The 13231-nt window shown below is 58.1% G+C and carries 9 protein-coding genes; 5 read left to right on the plus strand and 4 right to left on the minus strand.

Translation table 11 applies throughout. The annotated features are described in order from the left end of the window. The first annotated feature begins 65 nt into the window (after positions 1-65). Together amiA and hemF are read left to right on the plus strand one after the other, a co-directional pair. On the plus strand, positions 66-941 hold the full coding sequence (gene amiA / locus L2Y28_RS15720; protein WP_022648956.1) for an N-acetylmuramoyl-L-alanine amidase AmiA: 876 nt from the start codon (positions 66-68) through the stop codon (positions 939-941). Then, positions 941-1840: an oxygen-dependent coproporphyrinogen oxidase gene (gene hemF / locus L2Y28_RS15725; protein ID WP_022648957.1), complete on the plus strand. Its 900-nt coding sequence runs from the start codon at positions 941-943 to the stop codon at positions 1838-1840. Before amiA ends, hemF begins: the two co-directional genes overlap by 1 nt. A gap of 114 nt (positions 1841-1954) precedes the next feature. On the opposite strand, the gene maeB is transcribed toward hemF, so the two are convergent. Next, a complete protein-coding gene (gene maeB / locus L2Y28_RS15730; protein ID WP_022648958.1) occupies positions 1955-4234 on the minus strand; it encodes an NADP-dependent oxaloacetate-decarboxylating malate dehydrogenase in 2280 nt (759 codons plus the stop codon). Positions 4235-4520: 286 nt separating this feature from the next. Here maeB and tal point away from each other — a divergent pair, with 286 nt between their 5' ends. Both tal and tkt read left to right on the plus strand, forming a co-directional pair. Continuing rightward, positions 4521-5471 carry a transaldolase gene (gene tal, locus L2Y28_RS15735; RefSeq protein ID WP_022648959.1) on the plus strand — a complete coding sequence of 317 codons (951 nt, stop codon included), beginning with the start codon at positions 4521-4523 and terminating at the stop codon, positions 5469-5471. A 19-nt stretch (positions 5472-5490) separates the two neighbouring features. After that, the gene (gene tkt, locus L2Y28_RS15740) at positions 5491-7479 is read left to right on the plus strand and encodes a transketolase (RefSeq protein WP_022648960.1); all 1989 of its coding nucleotides are present in this window, start codon (positions 5491-5493) and stop codon (positions 7477-7479) included. An 81-nt stretch (positions 7480-7560) separates the two neighbouring features. Here the strand turns inward: tkt and L2Y28_RS15745 are convergent, their stop codons facing one another. The 3 genes from L2Y28_RS15745 to aegA all read right to left on the minus strand — a co-directional run bounded on the left by L2Y28_RS15745 (position 7561) and on the right by aegA (position 11348). Beyond that, entirely contained in the window at positions 7561-8604 is a 1044-nt protein-coding gene (locus L2Y28_RS15745) for a DUF1176 domain-containing protein (protein WP_022648961.1), read from the minus strand. A gap of 109 nt (positions 8605-8713) precedes the next feature. Next, positions 8714-9304, minus strand: a complete 591-nt coding sequence (gene nudK / locus L2Y28_RS15750; RefSeq protein ID WP_022648962.1) for a GDP-mannose pyrophosphatase NudK — start codon at positions 9302-9304, stop codon at positions 8714-8716. Positions 9305-9371: 67 nt separating this feature from the next. Continuing rightward, on the minus strand, positions 9372-11348 hold the full coding sequence (aegA, locus tag L2Y28_RS15755) for a formate-dependent uric acid utilization protein AegA (RefSeq protein ID WP_023330168.1): 1977 nt from the start codon (positions 11346-11348) through the stop codon (positions 9372-9374). 152 nt (positions 11349-11500) lie between these two features. Here aegA and narQ point away from each other — a divergent pair, with 152 nt between their 5' ends. Next, positions 11501-13195: a nitrate/nitrite two-component system sensor histidine kinase NarQ gene (gene narQ, locus L2Y28_RS15760; protein ID WP_022648964.1), complete on the plus strand. Its 1695-nt coding sequence runs from the start codon at positions 11501-11503 to the stop codon at positions 13193-13195. Positions 13196-13231: the final 36 nt, after the last annotated feature.

The following is a 13231-nucleotide window of genomic DNA, read 5'->3' on the forward strand; positions in this document are numbered from 1 at the left end:
ACTGTCGTAACGGGAAACACGATACGATATAACACCAGGACCCCAATTTTTACAATTCAGGCCGCATGAGCACATTCAAACCATTAAAAGCACTCACATCGCGTCGTCAGGTTCTCAAAGCGGGGCTGGCGGCCTTAACGTTATCGGGTATCGCAAAGCAGGCTCAGGCAAAAGAAGAGAGCACGCTTAAAACCAGTAACGGACACAGCAAGCCGAAAACCAAAAAAGCTGGCGCAAAGCGTCTGGTCATGCTCGATCCGGGCCACGGCGGGATCGACACCGGCGCCATTGGCCGAAACGGGTCGAAAGAAAAACACGTCGTGCTGGCAATTGCAAAAAATGTGCGCACAATTTTACGCAGCAACGGTATTGACGCCCGCCTGACGCGCACGGGCGACACGTTTATCCCGCTGTACGATCGCGTGGAGATTGCCCACAAGCACGGCGCCGATCTGTTTATGTCCATTCACGCGGATGGCTTCACAAACCCTTCCGCCGCAGGCGCCTCGGTATTTGCGCTCTCCAACCGTGGCGCCAGTAGCGCCATGGCGAAATACCTCTCCGATCGCGAAAACCGGGCGGATGAAGTGGCCGGGAAAAAAGCCACCGACAAAGACCATCTGTTACAGCAGGTTCTGTTCGATCTCGTGCAGACCGATACCATCAAAAACAGCCTGACGCTCGGCTCGCATATCCTCAAACGGATTAAGCCCGTGCACCGTCTGCACAGTAAAAGCACCGAGCAGGCCGCGTTTGTGGTGCTGAAGTCACCGTCTATTCCGTCCGTGCTGGTGGAAACCTCGTTCATTACCAACCCGGAAGAAGAGCGTTTACTCGGCACTAAGGCGTTTCGTCAGAAGATCGCGAACGCCATCGCCTCCGGGGTCATCAGTTATTTCAACTGGTTCGATAATCAAAAAGCGCACTCCAGGAAACGTTGATGAAACCGAATGCACAGCTGGTCAAAACTTTCCTGATGCAGCTCCAGGACGCGATTTGCCAGAAACTGACCGCCGCAGACGGCGGTGAATTCCAGGAAGACACCTGGCAGCGCGAAGCGGGCGGCGGCGGGCGCAGCCGCGTGCTGCGTAACGGCGGTATTTTTGAACAGGCCGGGGTCAACTTCTCCCACGTCCACGGTGATGCAATGCCAGCGTCCGCCACGGCGCATCGGCCTGAACTGGCGGGCCGCAGCTTCGAGGCGATGGGCGTATCGCTGGTGGTGCATCCGCATAACCCGTTTGTGCCAACCAGCCACGCCAACGTGCGCTTTTTCATCGCGGAAAAACCGGGAGCCGATCCGGTCTGGTGGTTTGGCGGCGGTTTCGACTTAACGCCTTACTATGGCTTTAAAGAGGACGCCGTGCACTGGCACACCACCGCGCGCGACCTCTGCCTGCCGTTTGGCGAAGACGTTTACCCGAAATACAAAAAGTGGTGCGATGATTATTTCTATCTGAAGCATCGCGACGAGCAGCGCGGCATCGGCGGGCTGTTCTTTGACGATCTCAACACGCCGGATTTTGATACCGCGTTCAGCTTTATGCGCGCGGTGGGTGAAGGCTTTACCGACGCCTATCTTCCGATTGTCGAACGCCGCAAAGACACCGACTACGGCGTGCGCGAGCGTGAGTTCCAGCTCTACCGTCGCGGGCGCTATGTGGAGTTTAATCTGGTGTGGGATCGCGGGACGCTGTTTGGCCTGCAAACCGGCGGGCGCACGGAGTCCATTCTGATGTCGATGCCGCCGCTGGTGCGCTGGGAATACAGCTACGCGCCAAAAGAAGGCAGCCCGGAGGCTGCCTTGAGTGAGTTTATTAAGGTTCGGGACTGGGTTTAACCCTTACCCCTCATCCCGGCCCTCTCCCCAAAGGGGCGAGGGTGAAAAGACGGCTCAGAGCAGTCCCCTCTCCCCTATGGGGAGAGGGTTAGGGTGAGGGGCGAGGGCAATAAATTACAGCGGCTGCGTCTGCGCCTCAACCACCGCCAGCGCCACCATGTTGACGATACGACGCACGGAGGCAATCGGCGTTAACACATGCACCGGTTTTGACACCCCCATCAGCACTGGCCCGACGGTCACCCCTTCAGAACTCGACACGCGCAGCAGGTTATAGCTAATACGCGCCGCTTCCACGTTCGGCATAATCAGCACGTTCGCCGAGCCTTTCAGCGGACTGTCCGGCATACGTTCATTACGAATACTCTCCACCAGCGCGGCGTCGCCGTGCATCTCGCCGTCGATCATCAGCTCCGGCGCGCGCGCTCGCACCAGGTCCAGCGTCTGGCGCATTTTGCACGCCGCCGCAGATTTGGATGACCCGAAGTTTGAGTGCGACAGCAGCGCCACTTTCGGCTCGATACCAAAGCGGCGCACGGTTTCCGCCGCCATCACGGTGATTTCCGCCAGTTCGTCCGGGGAGGGATCGTCGTTGACGTAGGTATCGGCGATAAAGGTGTTACCGCTTGGCAGCAGCAGCGCGTTCATTGCGCCGGCAGTATGGACGCCCTCGCGATAGCCGAAGATCTCCTGTACCACGCTGAAATGCTCATGGTACTCGCCGATGGTGCCGCAGATCAGCGCATCCGCCTCACCGCGATGAACCATGATCGCGCCGATCACCGTGGTGTTGCTGATCACCGCCCGCTGCGCCTGCTCCTGGGTGATCCCGCGACGCTTCATGATCGAATAGTATTCGTTCCAGTACTCTTTGAAGCGCGGATCGGATTCGTTGTTAACGATCTCAAAGTCCACGCCCGGCTTTATTTGCAGGCCGAGCTTCTGAATACGCATCTCGATCACGCTCGGACGACCAATCAGGATCGGTTTCGCCAGCCCTAAGGTGATCAGCTCCTGCGTGGCATGCAGCACGCGCGCCTCTTCCCCTTCCGCCAGCACCACGCGCTTCGCGTCGGCGCGCGCCTGGGAGAAGATCGGCTTCATAAACAGGTTGGTTTTGTAAACGAACTCGGTGAGTTTATCGACGTAGGCATCGAAATCTTCAATCGGCCGCGTCGCCACGCCGGAGTCCATCGCCGCTTTGGCCACCGCTGGCGCGATCTTCACGATCAGACGCGGGTCAAATGGTTTAGGGATGATGTAGTCGGGGCCGAAGCTCAGATCCTGATCGCCGTAGGCGGAGGCCACCACTTCGCTCTGCTCGGCGTGCGCCAGCTCTGCGATAGCATGAACGGCAGCCAGCTTCATCTCTTCGTTGATCGCCGTGGCGCCGACGTCCAGCGCCCCGCGGAAGATGAACGGGAAGCAGAGCACGTTGTTCACCTGGTTCGGGTAGTCCGAACGTCCGGTGCAGATGATAGCGTCTTCACGCACCGCCTTCGCCAGCGGCGGCAGAATTTCCGGCTCCGGGTTCGCCAGGGCCAGGATCATTGGCGCGCGCGCCATCTTCTGCACCATCTCCTGGGTCAGCACTTTCGGGCCTGAACAGCCGAGGAAAATGTCAGCACCGTCAATCACGTCTTCAAGCGTGCGCTTGCCGTCGTCTTCCACCGCATAGGCCGCCTTGGTTTCCGCCATGTTTGGCTCGCGGTCTTTGTAGATCACGCCCTTGGAGTCGCAGACCACAATATTGTGCTTCTGCATGCCCAGCGCCACCAGCAGGTTCATACAGGCGATGGCCGCGGCGCCTGCGCCGGAGACCACCATGCGCACGTCGGAGAGATTTTTCTCCACCACGCGCAGGCCGTTCAGAATGGCGGCGGTACTGATAATCGCCGTGCCGTGCTGGTCGTCATGGAACACGGGAATGTTCATACGCTCGCGCAGCTTCTGCTCGATATAGAAACATTCCGGCGCTTTGATGTCTTCCAGGTTGATGCCGCCGAAGGTCGGCTCCAGCGCCGCCACCACGTTGATGAATTTATCCGGATCCAGTTCGTCCACTTCGATATCGAAGACGTCGATACCGGCAAATTTCTTAAACAGAACGCCTTTCCCTTCCATCACCGGCTTACCAGCCAGCGCACCGATGTTCCCTAACCCCAGCACCGCCGTACCGTTAGAGATAACGGCCACCAGGTTACCGCGCGCAGTGTATTTGTACGCTGCCAGCGGATCTTTTTCGATTTCCAGACACGGAGCAGCCACGCCCGGCGAGTAGGCCAGCGCCAGATCGCGCTGGGTCGCCAGCGGTTTGGTCGGGGATACCTGGATTTTACCCGGAACAGGAAACTCGTGAAAATCGAGAGCGCTTTGTTTTAACTGATCATCCATCTTGTTATTCCTTTCACGTTTCGGTCAAAAAGGGTGATGTCGACGTTCCTATGCACACCCTGGTGTGCCGCATAGTATCGCCGCAGGCAGGCTCCTAAACTTTGAAGGCTGCCAAACTCTCACCATTGCAGAATAAAAATTGTTATCAATTTATAACAGCCATGTTACCCGTCTCAGAAAGCAATGCCTCCCCCGTCTGCTATGCTTTTTTGTTAAGTCCATCATGATTTTCTCAGAAGTGTGAACTAACGCACTCGACTAACTCTTTTATTTCCAAGGAGTAATTATGAACCAGCTAGACGGCATCAAACAATTTACCACCGTGGTTGCAGACAGCGGCGACATCGAGTCGATTCGTCACTACCAGCCGGAAGACGCGACCACCAATCCCTCTCTGCTACTCAAGGCGGCCGGTCTTGCGCACTTTAGTCATCTGATTGATGACGCCCTTGCCTACGGCAAACAGCGCGGGAAAACGCAGGAACAGCAGGTCGCCGAAGCCAGCGACAAGCTGGCGGTCAATATCGGTGCGGAAATTCTTAAAAGCATACCGGGACGCGTCTCTACCGAAGTGGACGCCCGCCTCTCGTTTGACCAGGAAAAGAGCATTAACAAGGCCCGCCGCATAGTGGAACTCTACCAGGAGCAGGGGATCGATAAGTCACGCATTCTGATCAAGCTTGCGTCTACCTGGGAAGGCATCCGCGCGGCGGAAGTGCTGGAGAAAGAGGGGATCCACTGCAACCTGACGCTACTGTTCTCCTTCGCCCAGGCGCGTGCCTGCGCCGAAGCGGGCGTGTTCCTGATTTCACCGTTTGTTGGGCGTATCTACGACTGGTATCAGGCGAAACAGCCAATGGATCCGTACGTGGTGGAAGAAGATCCTGGCGTAAAATCGGTGCGTAATATCTACGATTATTACAAGCAGCATCGCTACGAGACCATCGTGATGGGGGCCAGCTTCCGCCGCACCGAGCAGATCCTGGCGCTCGCGGGCTGTGACCGTCTGACCATCTCTCCTGACCTGCTGAAAAAGCTTCAGGAGAGTGAAGAGACGGTGATCCGCAAGCTGGTACCGACCTCTACCGTTCTGCCAAAACCAAAACCCATGACCGAAGCGGAATTCCGCTGGGAGCACAATCAGGACCCAATGGCCGTGGAAAAACTGGCGGACGGCATCCGTCAGTTCGCCGTCGACCAGCGCAAACTCGAAGATCTTCTCGCTGCCAAACTTTAACCTTGCCACGGAGTGAACTATGTCCCGTAAAGAGCTCGCCAACGCCATTCGCGCCCTCAGCATGGATGCCGTACAAAAAGCCAATTCCGGCCACCCTGGCGCCCCCATGGGTATGGCTGATATTGCCGAAGTGCTGTGGAACGACTTCCTGAAGCACAACCCGACCGATCCGACCTGGTACGATCGCGACCGTTTTATTCTCTCCAACGGTCACGCCTCGATGCTGCTCTACAGCCTGCTGCACCTTTCCGGCTACGACCTGCCGCTTGAGGAGTTAAAAAACTTCCGCCAGCTGCACTCCAAAACGCCGGGCCACCCGGAGATCGGCTATACGCCGGGTGTTGAAACCACTACCGGCCCGCTGGGCCAGGGGCTGGCGAATGCCGTCGGCCTGGCGATTGCAGAGCGTACGCTGGCCGCGCAGTTCAACCAGCCCGACCACGAGATTGTCGATCACTACACCTATGTCTTTATGGGTGATGGCTGCCTGATGGAGGGGATCTCCCACGAGGTCTGCTCGCTGGCGGGCACCCTGGGGCTGGGCAAGCTGATTGGCTTCTACGATCACAACGGTATCTCCATTGACGGGGAAACCGAGGGCTGGTTTACCGACGACACGGCAAAACGCTTTGAAGCCTATCACTGGCACGTGGTTCACGAGATCGACGGTCACGATCCTGAGGCGGTGAAAAAAGCGATTCAGGAAGCGCAGAGCGTGAAGGACAAACCGTCCCTGATCGTCTGCCGCACCACCATCGGCTTCGGCTCGCCGAACAAAGCGGGTAAAGAAGAGGCGCACGGCGCGGCGCTGGGTGAAGAGGAAGTGGCGCTGACCCGCCAGAAACTGGGCTGGAAACACCCGGCCTTTGAGATCCCAAAAGAGATCTACAGGGCCTGGGATGCTCGCGAAACAGGTGAAAAAGCGCAGCAGGCCTGGAACGAGAAGTTTGCTGCCTACAAAAAAGCGTATCCGGAGCTGGCGGCCGAATTTAACCGCCGCATGAGCGGTGGCCTGCCGGAAGACTGGGAAGAGAAAACTCAGGCGCTGATTGAAAACCTGCAATCTAACCCGGCGAAAATTGCCACCCGTAAGGCGTCACAAAACACCCTGAACGCGATTGGCCCTGTCCTGCCCGAACTGCTGGGCGGCTCGGCGGATCTGGCGCCAAGTAACCTCACCATCTGGTCTGGCTCTAAATCCCTGAAGGAAGACATTGCCGGGAACTATATCCACTACGGCGTGCGCGAGTTCGGGATGACCGCCATTGCCAACGGTATCGCCCACCACGGCGGCTTCGTGCCGTACACCGCCACCTTCCTGATGTTTGTTGAATATGCCCGTAACGCGGCGCGTATGGCGGCCCTGATGAAGGCGCGGCAAATTATGGTGTACACCCACGACTCCATCGGACTGGGTGAAGATGGGCCGACGCACCAGGCGGTAGAGCAGCTGGCGAGCCTGCGCCTGACGCCAAACTTCAGTACCTGGCGTCCGTGCGATCAGGTTGAAGCGGCTGTGGGCTGGAAGCTGGCCGTAGAGCGCCATAACGGACCCACAGCGCTGATCCTGTCGCGCCAGAACCTGGCGCAGATCGAGCGCACGCCGGAGCAGGTGAAAAATATCGCCCGCGGCGGGTACATCCTGAAAGACAGCGGCGGTAAGCCGGACGTGATCCTGATTGCCACCGGTTCAGAGGTGGAAATCACGGTAAAAGCGGCCGAGAAACTGACCGCCGAGGGTCACGCGGTGCGCGTGGTTTCCCTGCCTTCAACGGATATCTTTGATGCCCAGGATGAGGCGTACCGCGAATCGGTGCTGCCTTCAAACGTCGCGGCGCGCGTGGCGGTTGAAGCTGGCATTGCCGACTACTGGTACAAATATGTGGGTCTGAAAGGGGCGATTGTCGGCATGAAGGGTTACGGTGAATCCGCCCCGGCCGATAAGCTGTTCCCGTACTTCGGCTTTACCGTTGAGAACGTGGTGGAGAAGGCGCTGAGCGTGCTGTAGTGCCGTCTTCGTGCCCGGTGGCGGCTACGCCTTACCGGGCCTACAAATCGCTAAAACGTAGGCCCGGTAAGCGACAGCGCCCTACCTGGTGATCCACAGCGTGGGCCAGGCATCTGGCCCATTCCAGTTATCGCAGCTTGGCTCTTCCGCGTAGCGCACCAGGCGGAAACGCTGGCCGTTAAAACGCCAGCGGGTCTGGATCCCACAGTCGCCAATCCCGCGTCCCAGTGCCAGCGTGGTCAGCTCGCGCGTTTTTTCATCGAAGCTGGCATTCATCAGCTCCATGTCGCTACTCTGGCTGGAAGGGGTAAACGGCAGGCGCAATCTCACGCTTCTGGCAGCAAACGGTTTTTTACGCGACACCAGCCACGCCAGATCGACGGTGTTGTACGCCCCCGCCTCACAGCTGATGATCATCAGCGCTTTGTCATCGGTCAACGCGGTCACGCGCACTTCACGCCGGTTCGGATCGAGGGAGCACTGGCTGTGGTTCATGCGCCAGGTACCGTAATCCAGCAGATCGTTAAGTTCGTTATGCGTCAGCGGCGTTGGCGTGGGGTTCACCACTGCCACCTTTTTTAATGCCGGCGCAGGCGGCACGCTCAGCGGTGGACTATCCCCTTTTTTAATCCATGCCGTTTCACTTCCGACGCGTTTTTGCTGGGCATCAATAAACAGCAGCGCCGCTTTCAGACCGGCCAGAGAGATCGTCTGCTTCCCCTCGCGCAGGGTCAGCGCCTGCCCCTCCTGAATGGTTTTCAGAAACGTGGTGATGGTGCCCGTATCGTCTGTTTTAAGATGCCAGGGGGTTAACTGCCAGTGTTGCGACGTGAGCTGAAGCGGCACATTGTCGAGCAGCAGGCGCGGGGCAATGTCAGGCTCTTTCACCGGAGGCGTCGAAAGACCGCCGAGATCGATGCGCAGGCTGGCGTCCGTTTTTGCCCCCGCACTGCGGCTCAGCGTCATGACCAGACCGCGATGCTCGCCGGTGTTGCGCGCTACGCAGAAATTCTGATTATTGCAGGTCACCTGCCAGTCTGAAAAAGACTGCTGCGCAGGCGCAGCCCACACCAAAGGCGCGGGAAGCACGCAAATGAAGAAGAGAAGAAAAACGCAGTAGCGCATGAACGGCACAGCCCCGGAAACGAATAGGTCAATCTGGGGCGTATCTTCGTGCCCTGGGCGGGCTGGCTCAATCGGATTTATCGGATAGATTTATCTGAAATACAACTTATCACGCTACCGACGCAGCATTCATCAAACCGCTGGTTTGCAGATACTGCAACAGGATCACCGCTTTACCGTCGCGGATCTCGCCGCTTTTCACCATGTCGACAGCCTGAGCGAAAGGCATTTCCAGCACTTCAATGTCTTCATCGTCCACGCCACCGCCCCGGTGCGTGCGCTGGGCATCGGTGTACTCCGCAATGAAGAAGTGAACCAGCTCGGTAACCCCGCCAGGGGACATAAACAGCTCAAAGACTTTCTGCACCGCCCCCACCTCAAAACCCGTCTCTTCAATGGCTTCTTTGCGGATACACACTTCCGGCTCATCGTCGTCCAGTAGACCTGCACAGGTTTCAATCAGACGTCCGTCCGCGTTGCCATTGACCCATGTCGCGATGCGAAACTGGCGGATCAGCACCACGCTTTGCTTTTCACGGTTATACAGCAGAATGGTTGCACCATTGCCCCGGTCGTAGACTTCGCGTTTATGGCGAATGACGTCCCCGCTCTTACGGGTGAGATCGTAAGTGATGTTACGCAGGACAAAGTAATTTTCAGAAAGGATTTTGTCTTTAATAACGGTAATGTTCAGGGACATACGGGCTCCACGGCAAAATGAGTCTGTTTATACTACGCCGTGATGCCCGCTTTGTCGCCCGTCTGCGTTAATGCATATTGCGCGGCGGCACGCCAAGCCAGTCCATGATCCCCTGCGCGGCATGGCGCCCTTCCGCCATCGCGGTGACCACCAGATCCGCACCACGTACCGCATCACCGCCAGCAAAAATCTGCGGATTCGAGGTCTGGTAACGATAACGGCTCTCCACGGAGGCCCTGATGCGCCCCCAGTCGTCGGTGTCGACGCCCTGCGCCTGAAGCCACGGCATGGCGTGCGGATTAAACCCAAACGCCATGATCACCGCATCCGCTGGCATGACAAACTCACTGCCCGCCACCGGGACAGGACGACGCCGCCCCTGCGCATCCGGCTCGCCCAGACGGGTGCGCAGCATCCGGATACCGTTGACCTTCCCGTCGGTATCCAGCGTGAGCTCAACCGGCTGGACATTAAATTCAAACGCCGCGCCCTCTTCTTTCGCGTTTTTAACCTCTTTCTTTGAGCCCGGCATGTTGGCCTCGTCCCGCCGATAGGCGCAGGTTACTTTCGCCGCGCCATGTCGCAGCGCGGTGCGCACGCAGTCCATCGCCGTATCGCCCCCGCCCAGCACCACCACGTTTAACCCCTGCGTGTCAATAAACGGCTCGTCTGCGGCAGGATCAAGGCCCATCACATTCCGCGTATTTGCCACTAAAAACGGCAGCGCGTCGTACACGCCCGGCGCGTCTTCATGAGGGATACCTGCTTTCATGGAACGATAGGTCCCTACGCCGATGAACAGGGCATCGTAGTCGTTTTGCAGTTGGACCATCGACACGTCTTTTCCCACCTCGCAGTTCAGCTCGAAGCGGATACCCATCGCGCTGAATATCTCTCTGCGCCGCGCTAACAGGGATTTATCCAGCTTGAAGGCCGGAATACCAAAGGTCAGCAATCCGCCGATTTCCGGATGGCGATCGTAGACCGTCACACCGATGCCGCTGCGCACCAGTACGTCGGCACAGGCCAGCCCTGCCGGACCGGCACCAATGATGGCGACGCGCTTACCGACCGGTGTAACGTGGCTGACGTCCGGCGTCCAGCCCATCGCCAGCGCCCGATCCGAGATATATCGTTCGATATTACCGATGGTTACCGCCCCTGACGCATCCCGCAGGGTGCAGGCGCCTTCACATAATCGATCCTGTGGACAGACGCGGCCGGTAATTTCCGGTAAACAGTTAGTCTGGTGAGAAAGCTCAGCCGCACCGATGATATCCCCCGCCCTGATCCGCTCAATCCACTGCGGAATATGGTTATGCAGCGGGCAGGTCCACTCGCAAATGCTGTGGTCGCCACATTTCAGGCACCGGGATGCTTCGCGCTGCGCCTGTTCCGGGCGAAACGGCAAGTAGATCTCGTTAAAATGGCCGGCGCGCGCGTCGGGGCTGAGCTTATCCGGCTCACCGCGCGCCGGGGTGTTTTGCATCTGTTGCCGTTTGGTTTGCGGAGGGGCTGATTGAACCGCCTCGCTGTGCCACGGCAGCGCGTCCAGCCTTGCGCTGCGCTGTCGGCGCTGTTTAACCAGCTTATCCAGCACGGCTGGGGTGGCGAGCGTAAGCACCTCCGCCGGGCAGTTTTCAACGCAGGCCGGGCCTTGCGGCCTTTCCAGGCAGAGGTCGCATTTGTGCGCCGAGGCCTTTACGCTGTCGTTTTCAAGCGGGGTGATCAGCATGTCCATCGTGCCAAACGGGCAGGCCACCACGCAGGCTTTACAGCCAATGCATTTTTGTTGATTGACCTGTACGCTGTCGCTGTGTTGCGTGATGGCTCCGTTCGGGCAGCTTTGCGCGCAGGGCGCATTTTCACAGTGGTGGCAGGTCACTGGGCTTTTTCGCAAGCCAGAGGTAAGGACCGTAATGCGGGGATGAAAATGGCGCTCGCTCAGCGCGTGCTGCTCCCCGTTGTGCGCCATCACACAGGCAACTTCGCAGGCGCGACAACCGATACACTGTTGAGCGTTGGCCATAATAAAACGATTCATAACAACACCTGTTTTTGGTTCAATAACCTTATTCTTTCTATTGTTATCGTATTTACCCACAGCGGCATGGCGACGCAATGTTCAAATGCCCAGGAAGGCGAACTATTTCCAGTGAACCTGTGGCAGATCAATTTAATTCAGGAAGCTGATGAGTGACCGTTAAACGCCCCGTATCGGGAAGCCTGGCTCGGGCTTTCTTTTCGATGATTGTCTTGTCCGTTCTGATCAGCGCCATTGCGCTGGTTACACTCGCCAGCAGCCAGCGCGACGCCGAGGCGATTAACATCGCCGGATCGCTGCGCATGCAGAGCTACCGCCTGGGCTACGAAATGCAGCGCGCCAGCCCGTCACTGGCAGAGCACCGCGCGGTCTGGCAGAAAACGCTGAGCGCGCCTGCGTTGCAGAAGCTCAACCGCTGGTATGTGCCAGAGGACGTCAAACAGCGTTACCAGCAGTTGCAGCTTGGCTGGCAGGAGATGGACACGCGTATCGCCAGCGGCGATACCGGGTGGTATCAGAGCCACATAGAGGATTTCGTGGGCCGGATAGATGCCTTTGTGCTGGCGCTACAGCACTACACCGAACATAAGATACAGCTGGTGATTTTCATGTCGCTGACGGGCGGCCTGGGCATCCTGCTGCTGGCGGTGATGACCCTGCGGCGCATCCGCCGTCAGGTTGTGCTGCCGCTGAATAATCTGGTGGCAGCGAGCGAGCGTATCGAACAGGGGCAGTTCGATACCCCCGCGCCGGATATTATGCTTCCCAACGAGCTGGGCCAGCTTTCCCGCGCCTTCAACCATATGTCGGCGGAATTACACACCCTGTACCGTTCCCTGGAGCACTCCGTTGCCGAAAAAACCCGCCACCTGAATGAAGCGCATCAGCAGCTTGAAATGCTGTTCAAATGCTCACAGGCGTTGAATACCGGGCAGATAGACAGCCACTGCTTCCGGCATATTTTGCAAATTGTGCATGACTATACGCAGATGAATTACCTGCAATTGCGCACCAGTGACGACTGGCAGCTTTACGAAGGACAGGAGTCCCCGGGTGAGAAAATGCACAATTTACCGGTATTAATGCAGGACACCCTGTACGGCGAACTGCGCTGGCAAAGCGCGACCGGGGATGTTCCGCTGCCGCTCATGGAGAGCGTGGCGACGATGCTGGGCCGGGGGCTCTATTTCAATCAGGCGCAGAAACATTATCAGCAGTTGCTGCTGATGGAAGAGCGCGCCACCATCGCGCGTGAGCTACATGATTCTTTGGCGCAGGTGCTCTCCTATTTGCGTATTCAGCTTACGCTGCTGAAGCATGCCGTGCCGGGCGACAATGCCCCGGCGCAGACCATCATTACGGACTTCTCCCGCGAGCTGAATAACGCCTGGCATCAGCTACGCGAGCTGCTCACCACCTTCCGCCTGACGCTCAACCACGCCAATCTTCCTGCCGCGCTACAGGAGTCTCTCGACGGTTTGCAAAGCCAGACCAGCGCGAAGCTGGTGCTCGACTGCCGTCTCTCATCGCTTGCGCTGGACGCGCAAAAACAGGTGCACCTCTTACAGATTGTGCGTGAGGCAGTGCTGAATGCGATTAAACATGCCGACGCCAGAGAGATTGTGGTCAGCTGCGTCACCACCGCGGACGGTACTCACACGGTCACGATCCGTGACAACGGTATTGGTATCGGCGACGCCAGTGAACCGCCGGGGCATTACGGGCTGAATATCATGCGCGAACGCGCGGGACGGCTCGGCGGAACATTACTCTTTTCTCAGCCGCCACAGGGCGGTACACAGGTCAGCGTGACGTTCCGGACACCTGCGGCGCAGGCTGAAAAATAGCGGGAAAGAAGGCGCGCTGAAAAAAGCGCATGATAA

This window comes from Enterobacter sp. JH25, from assembly GCF_021725435.1.
Taxonomy (GTDB): domain Bacteria; phylum Pseudomonadota; class Gammaproteobacteria; order Enterobacterales; family Enterobacteriaceae; genus Enterobacter; species Enterobacter intestinihominis.

Coding starts and splice junctions, on each gene's coding strand:
- aegA (WP_023330168.1), bottom strand. CDS start 11,348: ATGAATCGTTTTATTATGGCCAACGCTCAACAGTGTATCGGTTGTCGC.
- nudK (WP_022648962.1), bottom strand. CDS start 9,304: ATGTCCCTGAACATTACCGTTATTAAAGACAAAATCCTTTCTGAAAAT.
- L2Y28_RS15745 (WP_022648961.1), bottom strand. CDS start 8,604: ATGCGCTACTGCGTTTTTCTTCTCTTCTTCATTTGCGTGCTTCCCGCG.
- maeB (WP_022648958.1), bottom strand. CDS start 4,234: ATGGATGATCAGTTAAAACAAAGCGCTCTCGATTTTCACGAGTTTCCT.
- tal (WP_022648959.1), top strand. CDS start 4,521: ATGAACCAGCTAGACGGCATCAAACAATTTACCACCGTGGTTGCAGAC.
- tkt (WP_022648960.1), top strand. CDS start 5,491: ATGTCCCGTAAAGAGCTCGCCAACGCCATTCGCGCCCTCAGCATGGAT.
- hemF (WP_022648957.1), top strand. CDS start 941: ATGAAACCGAATGCACAGCTGGTCAAAACTTTCCTGATGCAGCTCCAG.
- amiA (WP_022648956.1), top strand. CDS start 66: ATGAGCACATTCAAACCATTAAAAGCACTCACATCGCGTCGTCAGGTT.